Below are 21,631 nucleotides of genomic sequence, written 5' to 3'. Positions count from 1 at the left end.
AGTCAGCCAGCCTTCGCCAGATCGCCCAACTGCTCGCGGGCCTGATACAGATATTCCGACGGCACCACCGTCCAGCCGTCGCCGCTGTCCTGCAGCAGCGTTGGCACGCCGCGCCCGCCGGCACGGCCCAGCAGCATCGCGCCCTCGCCCGCCCATTGCTGTGCGGCCGGCAAAGCCGCCGTATTGGCGATATCGCCGTCAATGCCATGACGAACGGCAAGGCTGGCGAGCACCGCCGCATCGGTCACGTCGCGACCATCGACATAGCGCGCCCTCTGGATATCGGCCAGCAGATCGAGGCTGCGGCCGGGCATCTGCTGTTCGGCCAGGAACAGCGCCAGCGTCGCCGGGCCGCTGTCGATTACGCCGTCCCGGTCGCCGATCACCCGGTTGAAATACGCCTCGCTGAACACCTGCCCGGTGAGGGCGGCGATGCGGCTGTCGGCGGGCCGGATATGGTCGCGCATACGATCCAGCGGCACGGCCTGATCCCAGGCGAACATCCCGACCGGCAGCGCCCGCACCGTCACACCGGGCAGCCCGCGCAGAATGCGGATCGCCGGCGCGGCGCCATAACACCAGCCGCAGAGCGGGTCGAACAGATAGGTGAAGCGGCGGGCCATCGTCAGAAGCCGAAGAAGCTGCGCATGCGGGCGAAGATTTCCGCCGCGCCGTTGCGCACGGCGGCGGCATGGTCGGCCGCACCGAGCGCCGCCAGCGCCGCCGCATTGGCGACCTGGCGTTCGGCGACAATACGGCCCAGGCTTTCCGCCAGATCGGGCCGCTCGCGCAGCAGCGGTGCTAGGTCTTCCGCTTCCACCACCCAGACCGTGCTGGCATGCAGCGCGGTGACGCGGGCGGCGCGCGGCTCGTTGGTCAGCAGCGCCATCTCGCCGAAACAGTCGCCGCCGCCAAGGCGGGCCAGCACGGCGCGATCGGCGCCGGGCAGCGCCACGCTGACCTCCAGCGCGCCGCGCTCGACGATATAGAGCTTGGCATCGGTATCGCCCTGCTCCACCACGATGCGGCCGGCCGGCACGCGTTCGGAGTGCATGCACCGGGCCAGACGCAGGCGCTGCGCAGCGTCGAGATCGGCGAACAGCAGCACCAGGCCGAGCAGCCGTTCGGCCTGCGCCACCGGGTCGTTGCCGGCCGGATCGACCTTGTGCCACGGCGCCAGGCCGAGCGTGTCGAGCGCCTGCCAGATGCCGGCGGCCACCTCGTGGCGCAGCAGGTCGGCATGGGGGAAATCCTCGATCCAGTAGGCCAGGTCGTAGGCGAGCTGGCCGTCGCGGAATTCGCGGATGGTGGCTTCCGGCGGCGGCACCGGCAGCACGCGGCTGCATTTCAGCGCGCCGGCCTCCAGGATCGCCTTCACCTCCGTCGGCGCGATGCGTGCGTCGACGGCGAGCGTCAGCGACTGGCGCTGGTGGCGGTTGGGGTGGTTGAAGTTGACGATCTGGGCGGCGGCCATCTTGCTGTTGGGCAGCACGATGATGTTGCCGCGCGGCGACAGCAGATGGGTGGCGCGCCAGTTCATCTCGGTCACTTCGCCGAGCACGCCGTTATCGACCTGGATCCAGTCGCCCACGCGATAGGGCCGCTGCATGTTGATGGCGACGCCGGAGAACACATCGGCCAGCGTGCTCTGCAGGGCGAAGCCCATCACCACGGCAAACACGCCGGACGCCGCGAGCAGCCCGGCGATCGACTCCTCGAAGATCGCCGACACGATGCCCAGGCCGGTGAACAGGATGACCAGGGCGCGGGCCAGGTCGATCATCAGCTTGGGTACGATCACGCCGCGATGGGCGAGCGCCGACCACACGAAGCGCTCCAGCGTGACGATCATCAGGGCCGCCAGCAGGATCCACCACACCGCGCCGACCATGCGCACCAGCGGCTTGCCGATCACCGCCAGCACCGGCAGGTTGCCGGCCGCGGTCAGGCCCGGCAGCACCAGCCAGATGGCCGAGGCAAAGACCAGCAGTTCGGCGAACAGCGCCATGCGCCGCAGGTCGCTGACCACCAGGCGCCGGCGCAGCAGCAGCAGGCCGACCCACAGGGCCGCCAGCGCCGCCAGGGCGATTTCATCGGTGAGCGTGAAAGAGGCCGGCACGGGCAACTCCAGGGGAAGACTGTCCCCTGTTTAACGCAGGGCGATGGCGCGGGCCAGCGGCGGGCCTTTCGCCCCGTCGCGTCAGTTCGCCGTCACTTCGATGCCGTCGACGCGCTCGGGATAGAAGGCGACCAGCCCGGCAATCGCCGCCACCGCCGGATAGGCAGCCTCATAGGACCAGACGGCATTCTCGGCGCGGCGACCGTCGACCGCGAGCGAGAAATACGACGCCGCGCCCTTGTAGGGGCAATAGCTGTTATGGGCGCTCGGCTCATAAGCCTCCCAGGCCGTATCCTCGCGCGGGATGTAGAACACCGCCGGATAGCTGGCTTCCTTCAGCTTCACGGCGCGCCGGCTGTCGGCCACCGCGCGGCCGTTATAGAACACCTGCACCCGGCCGGCGAAAGGCGTCACGGTGATCGGATGATCGGGGCCGGGCAGTTTCACCACAGGCGCGTTCTGGGCGGGAGCGTTCGGGGTGGGAGCATTCATCGGGCGGCAGCCTCCTGGCTGGCCCATCATCTAACGCGCCGCTGCCGTCCTGCAATGCGCTCCGAGCTGCTGCATCGCCGCGCCCTACCCCTACAGGGTTAGTGAAAACCCGGGATTCCATAAACTTCCCATAGACTTATGGTCTGTTTCTTTCACAAGCCGGTGAGCGCGCTACGGCCGCTCTGGACGCCCTCCTTACCAGTAAGTAAGGACGCGGCATGACCTCGCATACGCGCCACCTGATCCTGCAGGAAACCGAAGTGCTGATCCGCACCCGCGGCTACGCGGCCTTCTCTTACGCCGATCTCTCGGAGCGGCTCGGCATCACCAAGGCGGCGATCCACTATTACTACCCGGCCAAGGAAGACCTGGTGGTGGCGCTGACCGAGGATTACGTCTGCCGCTTCCGCGCCGAACTGGCGGCGATCAAAAGCGATCCCGCCCCCGTGGGCCAACGCCTGCGCCGCTACGGCCAGCTTTTCCTCGCCGGCTTCGAGAAGGGCATGCTGCCCTATTGCGGCGCGCTGGCGGCCGAACGCGCAGCGCTGCCCGTGCGCATGCATCCGCAGATCGAGGACTTCTTCCGCATCCATCTCGACTGGCTGGATGCGATGCTGACCGAGGCGCGCGCCAGCGCCGGCTTCGCCAGTCCGCTTTCCAACGACCATATCGCGCTGCTGCTGCTCAGCACGCTGGAAGGCGGCAGTTTCGTCGGCTGGGCGCTCGACCGCAAGGCGGTGGTGCTCTCGGCCTTCGAAGCCGTGCTGCAGAATTTCGGCCTGTGATCATGTCGATGATCACGCCTCAGACAAAACCTGTGACGATCATGACCGCAACCCTGATCGCGCCGGCGCATGCATTCCTCCCCGCAACGCCCACCACCCCAGTCACACGGAGATGTCATGACGGGAAAACATAAGGGCGCCTGCTTCTGCGGGGCTGTTGAAATCGAAGCCGCCGGTGCGCCGGAAGCCATGGGCTATTGCCACTGCGACTCCTGCCGCTCCTGGTCGGCCGGACCGGTGAATGCTTTCACCCTGTGGAAGCCGGACGCCGTGACGGTGACCAAAGGCAAGGACAAGCTCGCCGGCTTCATGAAGACGGAGAAAAGCGACCGGCAGTTCTGCACGGTCTGCGGTGGGCATGTGATGACGAAACATCCCACCTTCGGGCTGACGGATGTGTTCGCCGCGACGCTGCCTGGCCTGAAGTTCGAACCCGGCGTGCACGTGAACTACGCCGAGACGGTGCTGCCGATGAAAGACGGCCTGCCGAAGCTGAAGGACTTCCCGGTGGAACTCGGCGGCAGCGGCGAGGCCGTGCCGGAGTAGCTTTTAGTTAGAGTGATGTGATGTAGCGCAGCCCGCCGGCCTTTCGTTGCGGGGAGGCGGCGGCTGCGACACAGGCCCGGGGCGAGCGATCGGCGTCCCGGGCTTTTTTTAGAAAACTAGCTTTAAACTTTTAATACTTTTTTTGCAGCCAAACGAAGCCATTCAACTTTTTGCGGTATGCCAGGAAATGGAGACAGGACATCTTTGAGATGTTCTTCCGCCAACTGCAACCGACCGCTGCCCAAAGCTATAATGAACTCCGCGGCAGCCTCTCCGCGAGGATGCGCAGCACTCTCAATTATACGTCTGATTATTCTACTGAGCTCAAGACTAGAAGATTTATCCGACGAGTAATTTAACTCGTACGGAGCCGCTGCTCTCAGAATACTTGCTTGAATTGCGCCATCGTTAAACCTACCGAAATTTTCGGGCGCTAAAATAGATTGCTGAAGCCAGCCGCTAACGATTCCTTTTCCCGAATCTCCTTGTCCATCTGAACGTAATTTTTGAAGTACTGCAGAAACAGTATAATACACATCTGCTTGGCTTGATTCATCAAATAGATTCGCATTAGAACTAGGCCAAAAGACAAAGCCTCGCTGAACTTTCAGGGTTTTAGTAGAGTCATTACTTACAAATAAATCATCAACTAATGTTTCTTTGTGGTCACCAAGACGATCGCGGCGCTTCGAGAACCAAGAACGAGGCTTGCCTTTCGCTTTCATTTTACTTAAGGCCTGAGCTAAGAAATTAGCCTCCTCTTGCCAGGCATGATGATGAAAAGAATTTGGTAAAAACATCTCTTCCGCACAGAGGACAAGATGCTTCGACGCACCATCTGACATAGCCAAAGAGTTTTTTAGAAAAGTGAGCTTCTGGTCAGTCTGATACTTTAAGACCCCGACAACATATGATTGAGGTGCCTTGGGAAATATTGACCTGAGATCTCTACTGATATCTTGAAGGGTACGGCCGCTTTCAACTACCGATGAAATTATAAGAACCCCTCCTGTATCCGAACTCTGAGGCAAGCTCGTGATATCATTTCTTGAGCATATCAGAAGAGAATTTGGCTTCCTGCTACTAGTACCTAAGGCTTTTGCATAAAACTTTCTGATTACCTGCTCAGCGGTCTCATCAGCCCAAACAATACATTTGAGATCGTAAGGAACTGCTTGAGCTAAAATATACCGCAAGCGCGTCATAAACTGGGGGGACGACACCAGTTTTGCGAGGTCAATATAAAACTGACGAGGCGAAACTTCATTGCGACTGCCCAAGCCAACTTGCAGGGCTCGTTTTCCCGCGATCCTTGACATTTGTTCCGATAAAGCAGGCGGAGCATCTGCTTTGACTATTTTTACCGGTGAATGTTGGGGGCCCGGTATCTGAAACTGGTCGCCCTGCAGAGGAATCGCCAGCGATCCACGCCGGCACAATTGACAGTTTCCTTTTACAAAATTGCTTGGATAAACTTTAAACCCTGTTGGATTCTGAATGTCAAAATCTATGGATGATACCGTTTTTGGATTCCAGTTTCCCAAAGCCAAAACATGAAAAACTTTTTCGACAGATACGCCGCATTCAGAAATTAAATGCTTCGCTAAACTGCCGCTTGTCGAAGCAGATATCATTACTACGTAATCATCAAAAGGTGAGAAACTATAGCCCTTAACGCCACCATACGATCCGAAGCTCTTACAAAGTAATAGTCTATCGATACGACCGCTTAGAATGATGTGTTCATTCATTGCCGCTACCAACGAATGCAATGATGGCGTGTCAGTATAAATTATTCGAGTTTCTTCATTTATAAATCTTAGACAAAAGAGCGCTATGATGGAAATCTCAGCAGAATCCACCAAGATATTTGAAAGCCTTATAAAACGATCTGTATGTCGCCCAGATGGATTCTCAAAATGATATGACGATGTAGATTCAACAAAACCATGCCTTGCTCGAAAAATAGATGTAACAATCTGAGTCTTGATTTTTTCCAGATTTAGTTTTGGCCGCTCTATGTGATTTGAAATTAATGTTTCAAATTTTATATTCCCGTAAGAATCGAATGAATAAACAGATGTGCGGACTCTATTTCGCAAATAGTCAATAAAGACTCTTTCGGGTGAGCCCTTCTTTTTGGCGCCATTTATGAGCAGTGATCTTTCTTTCTGAGAAAGCAGAATAATAATTTCATCTGGCAATAAATTCTCTTCAATGCTTTTTCTTAGTTCGGAAGTTAATTCCTCCGGTTGCAGTCTTTGCGGCATAACATAAGCCAAAACTATTGACTTGCCTCGCGTACCCCGACAGTGAGCCAAGAACACGCTAGTCATGACGTATCCCCAAAGGCAAAAGCAGTGTCACCAATGTCCCGTCAGCAGCCGCATGCTTCTGCGGTCTCTGGGTGCGGTTATTTGAGTCGCGTAAAACAAATGAATCTTGTTCGCTTGCGGACTTTTCGAAAGCAGGTGCTGAAAATAAGGAGAGGTGACCAGTCCTAAGCTTTAAATAACCTTTTCTTTCGCTAATTATATCAATGACACGAGGTAAACCTAAGCCAAACCCTTTGTGTAACTTGGTAGACATGTGCCGTAAAAAACAAGATTTGACGGCGTCATATTCTTCATTGAGGGACATTTCTGACAGCGGATTTCCGGACCAACGTTGAGCGAACCCAGGTCCGGAGTCGAAGATAGAAATTTCATAAAAATGGAATTGTCGGGTACTGCGCAAGGGGGAAACTTTCTCCCAGTATCCCTTTAGAGAATTTGAGCCTGCAACAAGTTTTTCATACGCTTCTTTACTGTATGCATAATGAGCTGCAAAAACTCCACGAAGAGATATTGGTCGAATTTTTTCGTCTAAATCATACCTCGCATGATCATGAGTATTGCGGAACAACTCATAAAGAAGCGCACCAATCCCCCTGATATCATTATCCGAGAAAGATTTTTGATGTACTTGAGGTACGGTCTTTCTTATCAGCCATGAGGTAAAGAGTCTGAAATCCGATTCACTTCGCACAGATGGGTCGGTTTGATTTGTGGACGTATAAAGTAGCCGAGGGGCGCTGCGGCCAATGTGGTCAGCACAAAGGAAATAAGCCGTAGAACCCTTCCTCACGTTTAATGGAGTTGGACCATCAAGAACATCTAACTGTCGTAGCCCACGCTCTGTTAATTTGGTGTTCGAAAGTGTCCGGCCAGCGAAATAAACGCCATGATCCGTCGATATTAGGGTGGAAATAATTCCGTGAAGGTTTTGGCAAAACTCATTCGACCTCTTCGGGTCATTCGGATCAAAGTAAGTCGATATTCTGGGGCGATCTTGAGACAAGGCCCAAGTAATTAGCGCTTGCGCGATAGCAGCCTCTCCACCAATCCCTCGATATTTAAGACGCATTGGGATCAGAAAAGGAGATCCGACGCCTCCTTTTCTAATTGAGTCTAGAATTTGCTCCGGGACTAACTCGGATATATTGCTTGGTAGCTTGAACAAGCCACACCCCCAAATTCATCTTCTAACTCAAAGCTATTCTAAATAATCTACACAATACACCGCATACTTAGATATGCACTTCCTTCGTCCCACCGGCCCCGCCTTTCGGCCCATCCACCGCCGCTGACGCCGCCATCCTGATCACCTCGGCATAACTGTCGCGCACTTCCATCCGGTCGCGCAGGCCTTTCGCGATCAGCATGCGATGCGCCGCCGGCAGTTTCCAGCACGGCACGCTGAGCGCCAGGTGATGTTCGAGGTGATAGTTCACCCAGTAGGGCGCCAGCACGGTACGCAACAGCCAGCCCGCATGCGTGGTGCGCGTGTTGCGCAAGGGATCGTCGTTGTCGGGCACCACCGCATGTTCGGCGATGTTGCGGATGCGGCTGATGAGCTGGTACCAGGTGGCGAGCGGCAGCAGCCATAATGCCGGATAGAGCCACCAGTATCCCGCAACGGTGAGGCCAGCCAGCAGCACGAGGTTGACGATCGCGGCGCCCACCAGTCCGCCGCCTTTCAGCCGCGTCCAGCGTTCCGCCCATGAGAGCCCCTGCCCGCCCCAGGTGGCAACGATCTGCTCGCGCCGCCGCGTGCGCGCCGTGCTGCCGCTGATGTCGCGCCAGATTTTCCGCCGCAGGCTTTTCGCAGCAATCGGGAATGGCGCCGAGAGCACCAGGTCCGGGTCGTCCGCCTGCTGCGTGTGGCGGTGATGCTTCAGGTGATAGGGCCGATACAGATGCAGATCGGTGACGACGGGATAGGCGCAGAGCCACTGCCCGGCAAATTCATTCCAGCGCCGCGTCCTGAATAACAAACCGTGCGCGGCATCATGCATCAGGATGGCCAGCCCGAGCTGCCGCCCGCCGATCACCATCACGGCGAGGATGAAGGTGAGCGGATTGGGAAAGGCCGCAAACACCGCCATGCTGCCCAGGATCAGCGCCCAGGCATGCAGCACCAGAGCCGCGCCGATCAGGTCCGAGCGCTGGCTCAAGGACCGCAGCTCGTCGGCCGTGAACAGGTCGCCGGCACGATTGGGAGCGCGATGGGGCGTCAGGGTCTGGCTTGCCTGCATGGATGCACGTCCTCCCCCTCTATGGCCCACCTTCAAGGGGGCTACATGTTATCGGGGGATGATAGCGCCGCCGGGCCGGGCGCCAAAGATGATCTGTCATCCCCGGGCTCGTCCCGGGGATCCACGTTTTTGAAAAAAGTCGTGGATGGCCGGGTCAAGCCCGGCCATGACACCTCAAGGAGGCGGTCCGCGCGCCGCCCCCCGATTGGCCGTCGCCGCCCCGCTTCGCGGCCTTCGGGCACAACCGTAAATTCTGACCAATTCTGACAGTATTCACCCTGGCATTGAAATCAGCCTGCCGGGCCGGTATTCCATGCCCGTGGGGATTAAATCCGTGGGGGAGTTTTCCATGCGCGTCCAGAAGGCCGGCCGTCTTGCCGGCGCCGTCATTGCTGTTTCCATTGCCGCCACTGCCACTGTCATGATGGCCGGGCAGGCCCATGCCGCCGATGCCCCGGTCGACTGGACCGGCCCGCATGTCGGCGTGAATGTCGGCTATTCGCTGGGCAACACGCTGTCGCGGGCGGAAGCCACCGGCACCGGCGGCATCGGCGCCTACTGGGCCTCGGGCGACGACCGCTATGTCGGCGGCACCGCGCGCCGCACACCCGATCCCTATGGCATGAACGGCGGCATCGAGGCCGGCTACAAATACCAGATGGGCAGCATCGTGCCGGGCATCGATGCGGGCTTCGGCGTTTTCAAGATCCAGGACGGCTCCACCAACCGCCGCTCCTACATGGACCCGAACGCCTTCCATCGCGTGAACACCAAGGTGGAGACCGACTGGCTGGCCACGCTGCGGCCCAAGCTGGGCTTTGCCTATGACCGCTTCCTGCTCGATGGCGGCTTCGGCCTGGCGGTGAGCCGCGTGACGCTGTCGCAGAGCTTCAGCGATACGAATTCGTTCACCATGCGCAGTTCGACCCACGACACCCAGTTCGGCTGGACCGCCGGCGCCTCGCTCAGCTACGCGTTGACCAGCAACTGGTCGATCAAGGGCGAGTACATGTACATCGATCTTGGCAACGTGCAGACGACCGGCAACCTGGTGAATGCCGCCGGCACGTTCAACCGCAGCCAGATCCGCCAGAGCGTCGACCTCGAAGTGCACACCCTGCGCGCCGGCCTCACGTATAAGTTCTGACCGCAGCCGCGGTCTGGCAAGTTCTGACCGCAGCCGCAGACTGAACCGATCACACGGCGCCGGAGCGATCCGGCGCCGTTTTTCGTGAGCGTGGCGTGGAGCGACGGATAGTAGATGCCCCCTTGAATCCGCCGCGCCGTTCCCTACATGTTCTGAACGCTGTTGCCCATCGTTAATACGCCCGTATCCCGCCCGCCGTCATGGCCGGGCCACCGCACCCGTTCCGCGCGCAGGACAGCCTGCATACAACGCCAGGACCCACGGCCAGCGCTGGCAGAGTTTGGTCAACTTTGGTCCGGTTTGGCTCCGGAAGGCCAGGGATGGCTCCAGATGGCAAACTTTGGCGCAATCTGGTTCGCCATGTCAGCCTGACACGGCTTTTTCCCAATCGAATCAACGCCGGCCCGGGCAGTTTCAGCCCCGCGTCCGTCCGTTGGCGCCGCCCCTGGTTGTTTCCGGCGGTGATGCTGCCGCTTACGAGGTCGGCTTGCCGGCCGCTGCTGTCGCCGGAGCCGCCGGCGTCGTGCCGCCCGCCACCGGGGCGGCGGTGCCGCGCGCGGTCCACACCTCGCCCAGCCGGGTCAGGAATTTCTTGATGCTTTCGCGGATCGCACCCTCGTTGGCCAGGCGCAGACGCTCGACGCCGATCAGCGAGCTGGAGAAGTCGGCGGTGAAAGGCGTCACCAGTTCCTCGTTCAGCAGCTCGGCCGAGGTGGCGCGCTCGGTGACGACATAGCGCACCTTCGGCGTCACCGTCATGTCGAAGCCGATCAGCGGCTGGCTCAGGGCGATCAGCGTGGCGTTGACGCTGTAGCGCGCCTTCGCGGCATCGCTGGCCAGCACGCCGTTGAATTCCAGCGAGCGCTCCAGCGCGTCCTTGAATTCCGGGTTGTCGACCTGCGAGGTCCAGAGCGGGCTGGTGGTGGAGCCGCCGGTGATGCCGGCGACGGTGACGCTGCTCATCAGGTCCGGGTTGGCGCCCACCACCGGGGTGAGCACATTCGGCGCCGTCATCTGCGACACGCGGGCCGGCTGGGCGCAGGCGGCCAGCAGGGCCAGGGCGGCGATGGCAAGGGTGGCGCGGGTCAGGCGGCGGAATGCGTCAGTCATTGGTGCAGGCCTTCTGTTTGGCGATGGTCTCAAGATGGCTGGCGCGGGCGCTGTAGGCGGCGACCTCGCGCTCGGCGGCATTGCCGGTGTCCATGTTCATCAGGGCCACCGGCATGAACAGCGCGCCGACCACGGCCTGGCGGTTGCGGTCGGACTGCTGCGCATGGTCGATGCCGTATTTGCCGATCATGCTACGCGTGGCCGACAGCTCGCTGCGCAGCTGCTGGCAGTTCATCAGGTCGTCATGGGCCTGGGCGGTATCCACCGGGCGGGCCGGGCGCTGGGCGCAGCCGGCGGTCAGCAGCACGGCCGCGATCAGGCCGCAGAGTCCGGCCGCCTGGCGCAGATACGCCGGCCGCCGGTCGATAAGACCTGCCATGGTGACAACTCCCCCTTGATCCTGCCTCGCACGACCGCCGATACCCCCGGCGGTTTAACCCCGGCCCAGATTAGGAAGAAGTTTATGCAGCGATCAAGAGGTATGCGCGAGCTTTTCAGAAATACGTCGCGTCTGGGTTGCCGTATGGTCAGCCGCCATGGGCACGGCCCTTCGGGCTCAGCCGCATGCCCTTGCGCAGCTTCTTGTACGGCAGGGTTTCCGCTCGTTCGATGAAGGCGCCGGGACTTTCCACATTCAGGATGTCATGGGCGATGTCGGTGAAGTCGCCGCGGAAATGCACCGTGCTTTTCACGCCCACGATCTGCCGCTCGCCCGGCTCGATGCCCAGATGCCGGTACATCTCCTTGTCGGCCGCCTGCACGCGGGCGCTGGCGATCACCAGGTCGACACCGTTGCACTGCAGGCGCGCCATCGGCCCCAGCGCCATGGTCGTGCCCTTGTAGAACGGCCCGGTGCAGAGGAATTTGCCCGAGCCGAGCTTCGCCACCTTGAACCGATTCCGGTAGGGCCGCGCGCCTTCGACATTGAGCAGCTTGCCGCCGACCGCCACCTCGATGTCGCTGCCCTCGCCGGCCTGGTGCGCCAGCTTCGCCACCTCGGGATCGTACAGCAGGCCGAGCGTGGCATCCGGCACATGCTCGGCAATCAGCGCGGCCAGCAGGCCTGTGGTGTCGCTGGTGGCGCCGGTGCCGGGATTGTCCTGCACATCGGCCAGCACGATGCTGCGGCGTGCGCCGGCCTGGATCTGCCGCCGCGCCTCGGCGATTGCCTGCTCGGGCGTCAGCAGGTTCAGTTTGAATTCCGCCTCGCGCTCGGTGATGTGGCGCGCCAGATCGTCGGCGGCCTTGTCCGCCATCTGTTGCGTGTCGGCATAAGCGATCACGGCTGGGCCGCAATGGTGGATGTCGGCCGGATGGAAGCCCGGGCCGAACGACAGGCTGCTGACGCCGCGATACTCGGCGCTGTGCTCCATGTCGGTCAGATGATCGTAGATGCTTTTGCAGGGTTCGATGAAGGTGCATTGCGCGGTCAGCGGGATCAGGAAGGGCAGCTGCCGCAGCGCCTTCGCCTGTTTCTTGCGCTCGCCGGTCAGCAGCTTTTCCAGGTGATGGGCGACGCGGGCGCCAGTCACCGCCATATCCAGATGCGGATAGGTGCGATAGGCGATCATCACGTCGGCATACTGCAGCATCTCCGGCGTGATGTTGACATGCAGGTCGAGGCTGACGCCGATCGGCATGTCAGGGCCGACCAGTGCGCGCACCCGGCGCAGCAACTCGCCCTCGCCGTCTTCATGGCCTTCGGTCACCATGGCGCCATGCAGGTCGAGATAGACCGCGTCGATGCGGCCCTTCAGTGCCGCGATGCCGTCGAGGATTTTCTTCGCCACATATTCGAAGGCCTCGGTGGAGACATAGGAACTCGGCGCGGCCGCCGCCCAGACAATCGGATGCAGCTCCCACTGCTTCGGCTTCACGGCATGGATGAAGCCGCCGATGGGAATGTTCATCGGGCCGAAGACATCGAAGATCGCCTTGCCCTCGGTCAGCGGTGGCCAGCCTTCGCCCTTGATGAACAGGTCGAGCGTGGCGCGGGTCGGCGCGAAGGTGTTGGTCTCGTGCTGGAAGCCGGCAATGGCAACGCGATAGGTCATTGTTTTTTTGTCTCTTGCTGGGGGCTTTGAAACGAAGAAGGGCGCCCCGAGGGCGCCCTTCCGTAGTCTGTTCAGATGTCGGCGTATTCGGAGACTTCCTTGGCGCCGCCGGGATGGGTGACCGCGCCGTCATGGGCGTCGCCCACGGTCTGGGCGTATTTCCAGAGCGTGCCCGACTGGTAGTCGGTCTTGCGCGGCTTCCACTTCTTCTTGCGCGCGGCGAATTCCTTGGCCGAGACATCCACGCTCAGGATGCCCTTCACGGCGTCAATCGTGATGATGTCACCGTTCTTGATGAGGCCAATGGGACCGCCGACCGCCGCTTCGGGGCCAACATGGCCGATGCAGAAGCCGCGCGTGCCGCCAGAGAAGCGCCCGTCAGTGATCAGCGCCACCTTGTCGCCCGCGCCCTGGCCATAGAGCGCCGAGGTGGTGGACAGCATCTCGCGCATGCCAGGACCGCCCTTGGGGCCTTCGTAGCGGATGACAATGACATCGCCGTCCTTGTACTTCTTGGCCTGCACGGCAGCAAAGGCCAGTTCTTCACTGTCGAAGACGCGGGCCGGGCCCACATGCTTGAGCCGGCTCATGCCCGCCACCTTCACGATGGCGCCGCGCGGCGCGAGATTGCCCTTCAGGCCGACAACGCCGCCGGTCGGCGTGATCGGGTTGCTGATCGGGCGCACCACGTCCTGGTTCTTCGGGAAGGTGACGCCCTTCAGGTTCTGCTCGATGGTCTTGCCGGTGACGGTCAGGCAGTCGCCATGGATATAGCCGCCCTTCATCAACTCGTTCAGCACCACCTGCACGCCGCCGATCTCGTACATGTCCTTGGCCACATAGCGGCCGCCCGGCTTCAGGTCGGCGATATAGGGCGTCGACTTGAAGATCTTGGCCACGTCGTCGAGATCGAAGCGGATGCCAGCCTCATGGGCGATGGCGGGCAGATGCAGCGCGCCATTGGTCGAACCGCCGGTGGCAGCGACGACACGGGCGGCATTCTCCAGCGCCTTGCGGGTGACGATGTCGCGCGGACGGATGCCCAGCTTGATCAGCTCGACGATCTGCTTGCCCGAGGCTTCTGCATACTGGTCGCGGGTCTCATAGGGCGCCGGCGCGCCGGCCGAACCCGGCAGGGCGAGGCCGATGGCCTCCGAGACGCAGGCCATGGTGTTGGCGGTGAACTGGCCGCCACAGCTGCCGGCCGAGGGACAGGCCACGCATTCCAGCTCGTGCAGTTCCTTGTCGCTCATCTTGCCGGCGGCATGCTGGCCGACGCCTTCGAAGACGTCGACCACGGTGACGTCGCGGCCGCGGAAACGGCCCGGCAGGATCGAGCCGCCATACATGAAGATCGAGGGCACGTTGAGGCGCACCATGGCCATCATCAGGCCGGGCAGCGACTTGTCGCAGCCGGCCAGGCCGACGATGGCGTCATAACAATGGCCGCGCACGGTGAGTTCGGTGCTGTCGGCGATCACCTCGCGGCTGATCAGCGACGACTTCATGCCCTGGTGGCCCATGGCGATGCCGTCAGTCACCGTGATGGTGGTGAATTCGCGCGGCGTGCCGCCGTTGGCCTTGACGCCCTTCTTCACGGCTTGCGCCTGGCGGCCCAGCGTGATGTTGCAGGGCGCAGCCTCGTTCCAGGTGGTGACGACGCCGACGAAAGGCTGGGCGATTTCCTTCTCGGTCAGGCCCATCGCGTAATAGTAGCTGCGATGCGGCGCGCGCTCGGGGCCGACCGTCACATGCCGGCTCGGCAGCTTGGCCTTGTCGAGTTTCGCGTTGGCCTTCCCGCCCGTCTTCTTCGCGCCCGAGTTTTTTGCCGGCGCGGCTTTCTTCTTCTTGGTCGCCATGATGCTGGTCCGTCCCTTGAGGCAAAATACAGGGTCCGGAGCATAGCCAGCGGGTCAGCGCTCGGCCAGAGCCTCAGCCGGCGCGGATGCGGCTTTTTTAGCCCTGCGCCGCAGCAAAGCCGCATTCAGTTCGGCGCCGAAAATGAAGAGGACTGCCGAGACATAAAAAAACACCAGGGTGACGATCACGCCGCCCAGACTGCCATAGGTGGCGCTGTAGCTGCCGAGTTCGGCCACATAGACCGAGAACAGGCTGGCGGCAGTGATCCACAGCAACGTGGTGGCGGCCACACCGGGCAGCAGATCGCGAAAATCCAGCCGCCGGCCGGGCAGCCAGCGATGCAGCGCCAGCAGGCCGCCGAGCAGCACCAGGGCAGCCAGCGCATAGCGGATCAGACCAAAGGCCCAGCGGTCGGCCTCGCCCAGCGGGAACACCCAGAGCAGCGCCTTCCAGATCACCGGCCCGAGCACCACCAGTACGGACAGGATCAGGAAAACAAAGCCGCCGACGATGATCGCCCCGATGCTGCCCAGCTTGATCAGCCACCAGGGCCGCTCCTCTTCCAGGTCGTAGGCCGTGTTGAGCGCGATACGCAGGGCATCGATGCCGCTGGAGGCCACCCAGAGTGCGCCGAGCAGGCCCAGCGTCAGCAGGCCGCCATCGCGGGTATCCAGAACTTCATGGATCACCGGCTCCAGCGTCTTGGCGACATCAGGTGGCAGCAGATGCAGCATGGTCTGCACCGAGGCGAGACTGCCGCTGACATTGCCGAGGAAACCGGCCAGCGAGGCGAGAAAGATCAGGAACGGAAAGATCGCCAGCAGTCCGGTATAGGCGATATGGCCGGCGATCTCGAAGGACAGACTGTTGTTCATGGCCCGCCCGGCTCCGAACAGCAGGCGGCCGATGCTCAGAAGCCGGGTGTTCATTGCGGCTTGCTGCCCTGCAGCAGGGCAACGCAGTCGCTGTCGCGTTCCAGGCCAGGCTCGATGAAGGCCAGGATCGAGGCCAGCGGAGTCAGCAGTATGCCCAGCGCGATGGCGCCGGCGCCGCGCGCCGCCAGCGTGCCCGCCTCCAGCCCGATGCTCGGACGACTGAAGGCGCCGCGTACCGTGATCGGCGTGCGGGCCGACAGCAGGCTGACATCCTTGGGATGCGCCTTCAGCGTCAGGCCCAGCAGTTCTTCGGTCAGGCTGATCGAACCTTCTCCGGTGACTGTGGTGTCGGTGGTATCCAGCACGAAGACGCGGGGTGTCATCAGGCCGCGTTCGACGCCGAAATCAGCGACGAAGCAGCGCAGCGGCACGGTCTTGTCGCCGCCGGCCCAGAAGGCTGCCGCCTCGGCCACATCCAGACCGATCAGTTCCATGGCCAGGTTGGACAGCTGCCCGCCATTCATGGTCAGCCGTATATCGCCGTTGGCGCTGCCCAGCGACTTGCCCACCGTATCGCCATAGCCGGTCAGACGAATGCGGCCGTCGATCTGGCCGCTGCCGGTATCCTTCAGGCCGGCGGATTCCAGGAAACGCTCCAGACGGAAGCGGTTGAGCTTCACGTCATACTGGGTCAGCACGGCGTCGTTCCGAGCATCGATGCGGATATCGGCATCAACCAGACCGCCAGCAACACCGAGCTTCAGCGGCCGCAGATGCAGCACGCTGTCCTGCAGCAGCAGGTCGAGGTCGACACCGCTGAGCGGCGTGTTCGGCGCCTCGATCTTGTCGCCGTGGAACCTCACCTTGGCATTCACCTGGCGGATCTGTTCGATGGCCAGCGGCGCATCCGGCAGCACCTTGGGCGGCGGGCCTTTCGCCACCGGCTTTGCCGGCTCCTTGGCCTTGGCCGCAGCGGCCTGCTTCTCGCTCGTGGTGGCGGCAGCCGTATTCGGCGGGCGTTCTTCCTCGGGCTTCAGGCCGATCAGCGGGCCGATATCGCGGTAGTCCAGCACCTTCGATTTCAGGTCGGCTTCCAGATACAGCTTCTCGCCGCCGGTATCGATCTTGATGAGGCCGCCAAGATCGCTGTTGCCGACGCGGCCGGCCATATTCTCGATGCGCCAGACCGCACCGTCGCGATGCAACCTGCCTTTCAGATCGTAAGGCGGCGTCATCGGCAGCGGCACGCCGGTGATGATCTGCAGCTTGCCCAGGTCAGGGCCGCTCAGCGCCACTTCCAGATCCAGGCCCTCGAACTTGATCGGTTCGGCCAGGGTACCTGAGATGCGGCCACGGGTCTGGCCGACGGTCAGTTCGATGGTCAGCGGATAGGGTTCGTCATTCTCGCGCAGCGACAGGAGCGAGCCGCCGGTCAGTTGCAGATCGAACCGCTCGCCATGCATGTTGCCGCGACCGCGCAGGCGCACCTGGTCGCGGCGCTCGCGCCCCACGATGGTGGCGATATTGGCGTCGATATCGATTCCGGCTTTTTTATCCTGATAGAGGAAACGGCCATCCTCGATGATCAGCCGGCCGATCAGCGGGACTTCGGTGCGGTCTTCCGGTGCGGCCACATCCTTCGCGACCGCAATGCCGAAGGTCCAGTTGCCCTCGCCGTCGGCGCGGCGCTCCAGTGCCACCACGGGCTTCACCAGCCGGATCTCGGGCAGGACGGTGCGGCCGCGCAGCAGTTCGCGCAGGTCGATCACGATTTCGGCCCGTTCGAAACTGATCAGCTCCGGCTGCCCGGCCCAGTCGGCATTGGCCATGTGGAAATCTTCGATGACGAAGCGCGGGGTCAGCGACCACTCGCCGGTGAGCCGGCCGTTGATCTTGGTGGCCCGGCCGGTGGCGGCGGTGATGGCGCTCTGCGCCGGGTTGCGCAGCCAGTTCCAGTCGAACAGCAGGGCGCCGGCCACAACGGCGACCACCAGGACCCCGACGAGTCCCAGGGCCCAATGCCACCATTTCATCCGTTTTATTGCCGTCATAGCCGGTCTCCAGATAAGGGAAACCGGCCTATCTCCTTAGAGTTCCAAGGAAAACTGCGTAACGCCCGATGAAAATTAACCCGAGTTTAAGATTTCTTAACAAAGCTTTGTAATCCTCACGCCATGGGCGTGCAGACCGAGATCATCATCCCGCGTTACGTGGTGCTGACCAGACTGGCAGACAGCTGGATTCCGCGTGCATCCCATGGCGATGCCGAGCGTGCCGAGGCCGAGGCATTCCGCTGGCGCCGCATCTATGGCCCCAACCGCACCCGGGTGGCCGAGTTCATGGTGCCCGAACCGGTGCGGGAGAGCGCCAACCTGCCGGCCCTCTACGAACCGCCGCCTGCGGTGACGGTCTCTGCCGAGCCGGTTGGCAACCTGCGCTATGCTGCGCCCGGGCTGCGGCAGCCGCTCAGCCTGCAGGATGCCGCCCTGCGCGGCCTGGCGCTGTATCTGGGCTTCGGCTTCGCCAACCGCGTGATGGAACTGCTGATCGTCCTCGCCCAGCATTAGTGCCGGTCGCCGGCATCGGCTAGACTTCGGCGCAGCGCCGCCTGTCCGAGTCCATCATGCTTACCGTCATCCTCGCCATCGTGCCGATCTTCCTGCTCATCGCGATCGGCGGCGGCATGAAGCGGTTCAATTTCCCCGGCGATGCCTTCTGGCCGCTGGCCGACAAGGTCACCTATTACATCTTCTTCCCGGCCCTGCTGGTCGAAAACCTGAGCAGCGCCAAACTGGGCGGACTGGATCCGACCGGCATGCTGGGTGCGCTGCTAGCCGGCATCCTGCTGCAGGCCGTGCTGGTCTATGTGCTGCGGCCCCTCGCCCGCGTCGATGGTCCGGGCTTCACCTCAGTGTTTCAGGGCGCGGTGCGCTTCAACACCTTTGTCGGCCTTGGCGCCGTGGCGGCGCTGGAAGGCGGTGCCGGCCTGACGCTGTTCGCGGTCGCCATCGCGCTCGCCATTCCCGTGCTGAACGTGCTCTGCGTGCTGACGCTGGCGCGCTATGGCGCCCATGGCCAGGGCACCAGCCTGCGCGCGCAGATGCTGTTCCTGATCAAGAACCCGCTGATCATCGCCTGCCTGATCGGCATCGCCATGAACCTCTCGGGCCTGACGCTGCCGCCGGGCATCCTGCCGGTGTTCAAGATGCTGGGCAGCATGGCCGCACCGATGGGCCTGCTCACGGTCGGCGCCGGCCTGCAATGGCAGGCCGCCCGCAGCGGCGGTCGTGCCGTGGCGCTGTCCTGCGCGCTGAAGCTGCTGGTCTATCCCGTGGTGCTGTACGGCCTGAGCCGGCTCTGGGGCCTCGGCGCGCTGGAGACCAAGGTGCTGGTGCTGTGGGGCACCATGCCGACGGCCAGTGCCAGTTACATCCTGGCAAGACAAATGGGCGGCGATGCACCCCTGGCCGCCGCCATTGTCACGGTCGGCACGATGATGGCTTTCATCACCATGCCGGTCTTCCTGCTGCTGGCCGGCGTATAGGGCCCGTTATTTCTTCGGGAAGTCGAGCCCCATGGCCTCGTAGCGCTCGGGGTCGTCGCCCCAGTCCTCGCGCACCTTGACGAACAGGAAGAGATGGATGCGGCGCTCGAACTGCTCCTCCATCTCCTTACGCGCATAGGATCCGATGCGCTTGGCCATCTGTCCGCCATCGCCCAGCACGATCTTCTTCTGGCTGTCGCGCTCGACGTAGATCACCTGGTCGATCCGCGCCGAACCGTCCTTCTGGTCTTTCCAGTTCTCGGTCTCGACCGTGATCGCGTAAGGCAGCTCGTCATGCAGCGAGCGGTAGACCTGCTCGCGCGTGATCTCGGCAGCCAGGAAGCGCATCGGCACATCGGCAAGCTGGTCTTCCGGATAAAGCCACGGGCCGGCCGGCATGCGGGCGGCAAGATCGCGACGCACATCCTCGACGCCGCTGCCCTTGGTGGCAGAGATCATGAAGACCTTCTCAAAGTCATAGGCCTCGCTGATGATCTTGGCCAGGCCGAGCAGCCGGTCGCGCGGGACGGCATCGATCTTGTTCAGCGCCAGCAGCACGCCCTTGCGGTTGCGGTCCTTCAGGGCCTCGACAATGGCCCGGCTTTCGTCGTCGAAGCCGCGCTCGGCATCGACCAGCAGCAGCACGGCATTCGCTTCATCGATGCCGCTCCAGGCCGCATTGACCATGGCGCGATCCAGCCGGCGCTTCGGCTTGAAGATGCCGGGCGTGTCCAGATAGATGACCTGCGCCTGCCCTTCCATGCCGATGGCCGTGATGCGCGCGCGCGTGGTCTGCACCTTCTTCGAGACGATGGAGACCTTCGCCCCCACCATCTGGTTCAGCAGGGTGGACTTGCCGGCATTCGGCGCGCCGACGATGGCGACATACCCGCATTGGGTATTCGCCCGCACAGTTTCAGTTTCTTCGTTCATGCTTTCCCGACGACCAGCTGCCCGAGCAGAAATCCGGCCGCTTCCTGTTCCGCGGCCCGTTTCGAGCCGCCCTGTCCCTTGGCCAGATTGCCGCTGCCCAGCTTCACCGACACGGTGAAGCGCGGCTCATGCGGCGGACCTTCCTGGCTCACGATCTCATAGCGCGGCGCGGCCATGCCGCGGGCCGCAGCCCATTCCTGCAACGCAGTCTTGGGATCCTTGTCGCCGGCGGCCACCTCGGTGACCATCGGTTCCATATAACGGCGCACAAAGCGCTCGGCGGCGCGCAGGCCGCCATCCAGATACAGCGCCGCCACCACCGCCTCGCAGGCATCGGCAAGGATGGCCGGCTTGCCGGCGCCGCCGGAATCGCGTTCGGAGCGCGACAGATGGATGAAGTCGCCCAGATCGAGCGACTGGGCGAAGCGCGCCAGGCTTTCCTGTTTGACCAGAGAATTGTAGCGCAATGCCAGTTCGCCGGCCTCGGCCTGCGGGAACCGCTCGGCCAGCAGGGTCGCCACGATCAGGCCCAGCACGCGGTCGCCAATGAATTCCAGACGATTGTAGTCGCGCTGGATGGCGGGTGCGTCGGCTGGGGGCGTTTTCTGCCGCGCCGACTTGGCGCGACTGCGCCGCGGATTGGCCGAAGGATGCACCAGGGCCTCTTCCAGCAGTTTGGTATCGGCGAATTTATGGCCGAGAACCTGCTGCAGCTGCTCCAGCACCGGTTTGCGCTGATCGGCCGTCACGCCCGCCTCACTCGATACCGGTGAACATGCGGTTCCAACGCAACGCACTGAACCAGGTCCAGGGCTTCAGCAGCGTGGCATTCTGGTCGATGGAGATCCAGCGCACATCGGCCCGACCGATCAGGTGATCGGCCGGCACGAAGCCGACGCCGCCGGCTTCCAGGCCGATACGGCTGTCGAGCGAGTTGTCGCGGTTGTCGCCCATCATGAAATAGTGCCCGGCCGGCACCGTATAGGTGCCGGTATTGTCGGTGCTGCTGAACATGTTGATGTCGAGCGTGCGGTAGGTCACGCCATTGGGCAGGGTTTCCTCCCACTGGCGCTCGCGGTCGACGACATTGCCGAAGCGGTCGCGGCGTTCGAAATCCTCGACGCGCCGGCGCTTCACCGCTTCGCCGTTGATGTAGAGCGCACCTTCGCGCATCTGGATGCGGTCGCCCGGCAAACCGACCAGGCGCTTGATGTAATCGATCGAGGGATCGCGCGGCCAACGGAAGACCACGACATCGCCACGCTTGGGCGGGGTGCCGAGGATGCGGCCTTCGAAAATCGGCGGGCTGAACAGCAGGGAATACTTGCTGTAGCCATAGGCGTATTTCGAAACGAAGACATAATCGCCGACCAGCAGGGTGGGCAGCATCGACTCAGACGGGATATGGAAAGGCTCGTAGGCGACGGTGCGGATACTGAGGGCAATCAGCACGGCGTAGACGAGCGTCCGCAGGCTTTCCCAAATGTCGCCCACACGCGTCTTCGTCTTAGCCACTGCCTGCTCCTGATCCATATAAATCAATCCCTTAGACCCGATTTCCGCCCGGTCGGGGCAGCATCAAGCCGGCAA

At 62.1% G+C, this 21,631-nt stretch carries 20 protein-coding genes; 5 read left to right on the top strand and 15 right to left on the bottom strand.

Annotated elements, in window-relative coordinates; all coding sequences use genetic code 11:
• Positions 1-2: 2 nt before the first annotated feature.
• The 3 genes from AC1ROT_RS20670 to AC1ROT_RS20660 all read right to left on the bottom strand — a co-directional run bounded on the left by AC1ROT_RS20670 (position 3) and on the right by AC1ROT_RS20660 (position 2,611).
• Entirely contained in the window at positions 3-623 is a 621-nt protein-coding gene (locus tag AC1ROT_RS20670; RefSeq protein ID WP_493001378.1) for a DsbA family protein, read from the bottom strand.
• A 2-nt stretch (positions 624-625) separates the two neighbouring features.
• A complete protein-coding gene (locus AC1ROT_RS20665; RefSeq protein WP_493001376.1) occupies positions 626-2,119 on the bottom strand; it encodes a cyclic nucleotide-binding domain-containing protein in 1,494 nt (497 codons plus the stop codon).
• Positions 2,120-2,200: 81 nt separating this feature from the next.
• Positions 2,201-2,611: a DUF427 domain-containing protein gene (locus AC1ROT_RS20660; protein ID WP_493001374.1), complete on the bottom strand. Its 411-nt coding sequence runs from the start codon at positions 2,609-2,611 to the stop codon at positions 2,201-2,203.
• A gap of 218 nt (positions 2,612-2,829) precedes the next feature.
• Between AC1ROT_RS20660 and AC1ROT_RS20655 the strand changes: the two genes are divergently transcribed.
• Both AC1ROT_RS20655 and AC1ROT_RS20650 read left to right on the top strand, forming a co-directional pair.
• Entirely contained in the window at positions 2,830-3,396 is a 567-nt protein-coding gene (locus tag AC1ROT_RS20655) for a TetR/AcrR family transcriptional regulator (protein WP_493001372.1), read from the top strand.
• A gap of 117 nt (positions 3,397-3,513) precedes the next feature.
• Positions 3,514-3,942 carry a GFA family protein gene (locus AC1ROT_RS20650; RefSeq protein WP_493001370.1) on the top strand — a complete coding sequence of 143 codons (429 nt, stop codon included), beginning with the start codon at positions 3,514-3,516 and terminating at the stop codon, positions 3,940-3,942.
• A gap of 122 nt (positions 3,943-4,064) precedes the next feature.
• Here AC1ROT_RS20650 and AC1ROT_RS20645 read toward each other — a convergent pair whose 3' ends face one another.
• From AC1ROT_RS20645 to AC1ROT_RS20635, 3 genes are all read right to left on the bottom strand, one after another.
• Positions 4,065-6,278, bottom strand: a complete 2,214-nt coding sequence (locus AC1ROT_RS20645; protein WP_493001368.1) for a hypothetical protein — start codon at positions 6,276-6,278, stop codon at positions 4,065-4,067.
• The gene (locus tag AC1ROT_RS20640; RefSeq protein WP_493001366.1) at positions 6,271-7,443 is read right to left on the bottom strand and encodes a hypothetical protein; all 1,173 of its coding nucleotides are present in this window, start codon (positions 7,441-7,443) and stop codon (positions 6,271-6,273) included. Before AC1ROT_RS20640 ends, AC1ROT_RS20645 begins: the two co-directional genes overlap by 8 nt.
• Positions 7,444-7,510: 67 nt before the next feature.
• Entirely contained in the window at positions 7,511-8,518 is a 1,008-nt protein-coding gene (locus tag AC1ROT_RS20635) for a fatty acid desaturase family protein (protein ID WP_493001364.1), read from the bottom strand.
• A gap of 349 nt (positions 8,519-8,867) precedes the next feature.
• Here AC1ROT_RS20635 and AC1ROT_RS20630 point away from each other — a divergent pair, with 349 nt between their 5' ends.
• The gene (locus AC1ROT_RS20630; protein ID WP_493001362.1) at positions 8,868-9,665 is read left to right on the top strand and encodes an outer membrane protein; all 798 of its coding nucleotides are present in this window, start codon (positions 8,868-8,870) and stop codon (positions 9,663-9,665) included.
• Between the two features lie 474 nt (positions 9,666-10,139).
• Here the strand turns inward: AC1ROT_RS20630 and AC1ROT_RS20625 are convergent, their stop codons facing one another.
• The 6 genes from AC1ROT_RS20625 to AC1ROT_RS20600 form a co-directional block, all read right to left on the bottom strand.
• A complete protein-coding gene (locus AC1ROT_RS20625) occupies positions 10,140-10,775 on the bottom strand; it encodes a hypothetical protein (protein ID WP_492972943.1) in 636 nt (211 codons plus the stop codon).
• Positions 10,768-11,154 (bottom strand): hypothetical protein, encoded by a 387-nt coding sequence (locus AC1ROT_RS20620; RefSeq protein WP_492972942.1) that lies wholly within the window; start codon positions 11,152-11,154, stop codon positions 10,768-10,770. Before AC1ROT_RS20620 ends, AC1ROT_RS20625 begins: the two co-directional genes overlap by 8 nt.
• A 148-nt stretch (positions 11,155-11,302) precedes the next feature.
• On the bottom strand, positions 11,303-12,829 hold the full coding sequence (locus tag AC1ROT_RS20615) for a M81 family metallopeptidase (protein WP_493001360.1): 1,527 nt from the start codon (positions 12,827-12,829) through the stop codon (positions 11,303-11,305).
• Between the two features lie 71 nt (positions 12,830-12,900).
• Complete coding sequence (ilvD, locus tag AC1ROT_RS20610) at positions 12,901-14,688, bottom strand: dihydroxy-acid dehydratase (RefSeq protein WP_492972940.1); 1,788 nt, start codon at positions 14,686-14,688, stop codon at positions 12,901-12,903.
• 54 nt (positions 14,689-14,742) lie between these two features.
• On the bottom strand, positions 14,743-15,618 hold the full coding sequence (locus AC1ROT_RS20605; protein ID WP_492972939.1) for a YihY/virulence factor BrkB family protein: 876 nt from the start codon (positions 15,616-15,618) through the stop codon (positions 14,743-14,745).
• On the bottom strand, positions 15,615-17,615 hold the full coding sequence (locus tag AC1ROT_RS20600) for an AsmA family protein (protein ID WP_493001358.1): 2,001 nt from the start codon (positions 17,613-17,615) through the stop codon (positions 15,615-15,617). The genes AC1ROT_RS20605 and AC1ROT_RS20600 overlap by 4 nt, the downstream gene beginning before the upstream one ends.
• 123 nt (positions 17,616-17,738) lie before the next feature.
• On the opposite strand from AC1ROT_RS20600, the gene AC1ROT_RS20595 reads away from it, so the two are divergent.
• Both AC1ROT_RS20595 and AC1ROT_RS20590 read left to right on the top strand, forming a co-directional pair.
• Positions 17,739-18,131: a hypothetical protein gene (locus AC1ROT_RS20595; RefSeq protein ID WP_493001356.1), complete on the top strand. Its 393-nt coding sequence runs from the start codon at positions 17,739-17,741 to the stop codon at positions 18,129-18,131.
• A 56-nt stretch (positions 18,132-18,187) separates the two neighbouring features.
• Complete coding sequence (locus AC1ROT_RS20590; RefSeq protein WP_493001354.1) at positions 18,188-19,108, top strand: AEC family transporter; 921 nt, start codon at positions 18,188-18,190, stop codon at positions 19,106-19,108.
• Between the two features lie 6 nt (positions 19,109-19,114).
• Here the strand turns inward: AC1ROT_RS20590 and era are convergent, their stop codons facing one another.
• From era to lepB, 3 genes are read right to left on the bottom strand one after another with little or no spacing between them, the layout of a single operon-like run.
• Complete coding sequence (gene era / locus AC1ROT_RS20585; RefSeq protein WP_492972935.1) at positions 19,115-20,041, bottom strand: GTPase Era; 927 nt, start codon at positions 20,039-20,041, stop codon at positions 19,115-19,117.
• Positions 20,038-20,790, bottom strand: coding sequence for a ribonuclease III (gene rnc, locus AC1ROT_RS20580; protein ID WP_493001352.1), 753 nt, complete (start codon positions 20,788-20,790; stop codon positions 20,038-20,040). The genes era and rnc overlap by 4 nt, the downstream gene beginning before the upstream one ends.
• A gap of 7 nt (positions 20,791-20,797) precedes the next feature.
• Entirely contained in the window at positions 20,798-21,556 is a 759-nt protein-coding gene (lepB, locus tag AC1ROT_RS20575) for a signal peptidase I (RefSeq protein ID WP_492972933.1), read from the bottom strand.
• Between the last annotated feature and the right edge of the window lie 75 nt (positions 21,557-21,631).

It is taken from the genome of Ferrovibrio sp. GW821-FHT12E11, from assembly GCF_058806975.1.
The sequence above is the reverse complement of the archived record's forward strand: the minus strand, read 5'-3'. Positions and strand labels throughout refer to the sequence as shown.

Excerpts from the sequence above, each read along its gene's own strand:
- AC1ROT_RS20670 (WP_493001378.1), bottom strand. The coding sequence starts at position 623 with ATGGCCCGCCGCTTCACCTATCTGTTCGACCCGCTCTGCGGCTGGTGT.
- AC1ROT_RS20660 (WP_493001374.1), bottom strand. The coding sequence starts at position 2,611 with ATGAATGCTCCCACCCCGAACGCTCCCGCCCAGAACGCGCCTGTGGTG.
- AC1ROT_RS20655 (WP_493001372.1), top strand. The coding sequence starts at position 2,830 with ATGACCTCGCATACGCGCCACCTGATCCTGCAGGAAACCGAAGTGCTG.
- AC1ROT_RS20650 (WP_493001370.1), top strand. The coding sequence starts at position 3,514 with ATGACGGGAAAACATAAGGGCGCCTGCTTCTGCGGGGCTGTTGAAATC.
- AC1ROT_RS20645 (WP_493001368.1), bottom strand. The coding sequence starts at position 6,278 with ATGACTAGCGTGTTCTTGGCTCACTGTCGGGGTACGCGAGGCAAGTCA.
- AC1ROT_RS20635 (WP_493001364.1), bottom strand. The coding sequence starts at position 8,518 with ATGCAGGCAAGCCAGACCCTGACGCCCCATCGCGCTCCCAATCGTGCC.
- AC1ROT_RS20630 (WP_493001362.1), top strand. The coding sequence starts at position 8,868 with ATGCGCGTCCAGAAGGCCGGCCGTCTTGCCGGCGCCGTCATTGCTGTT.
- AC1ROT_RS20625 (WP_492972943.1), bottom strand. The coding sequence starts at position 10,775 with ATGACTGACGCATTCCGCCGCCTGACCCGCGCCACCCTTGCCATCGCC.
- AC1ROT_RS20620 (WP_492972942.1), bottom strand. The coding sequence starts at position 11,154 with ATGGCAGGTCTTATCGACCGGCGGCCGGCGTATCTGCGCCAGGCGGCC.
- AC1ROT_RS20615 (WP_493001360.1), bottom strand. The coding sequence starts at position 12,829 with ATGACCTATCGCGTTGCCATTGCCGGCTTCCAGCACGAGACCAACACC.
- ilvD (WP_492972940.1), bottom strand. The coding sequence starts at position 14,688 with ATGGCGACCAAGAAGAAGAAAGCCGCGCCGGCAAAAAACTCGGGCGCG.
- AC1ROT_RS20605 (WP_492972939.1), bottom strand. The coding sequence starts at position 15,618 with ATGAACACCCGGCTTCTGAGCATCGGCCGCCTGCTGTTCGGAGCCGGG.
- AC1ROT_RS20600 (WP_493001358.1), bottom strand. The coding sequence starts at position 17,615 with ATGACGGCAATAAAACGGATGAAATGGTGGCATTGGGCCCTGGGACTC.
- AC1ROT_RS20595 (WP_493001356.1), top strand. The coding sequence starts at position 17,739 with ATGGGCGTGCAGACCGAGATCATCATCCCGCGTTACGTGGTGCTGACC.
- AC1ROT_RS20590 (WP_493001354.1), top strand. The coding sequence starts at position 18,188 with ATGCTTACCGTCATCCTCGCCATCGTGCCGATCTTCCTGCTCATCGCG.
- era (WP_492972935.1), bottom strand. The coding sequence starts at position 20,041 with ATGAACGAAGAAACTGAAACTGTGCGGGCGAATACCCAATGCGGGTAT.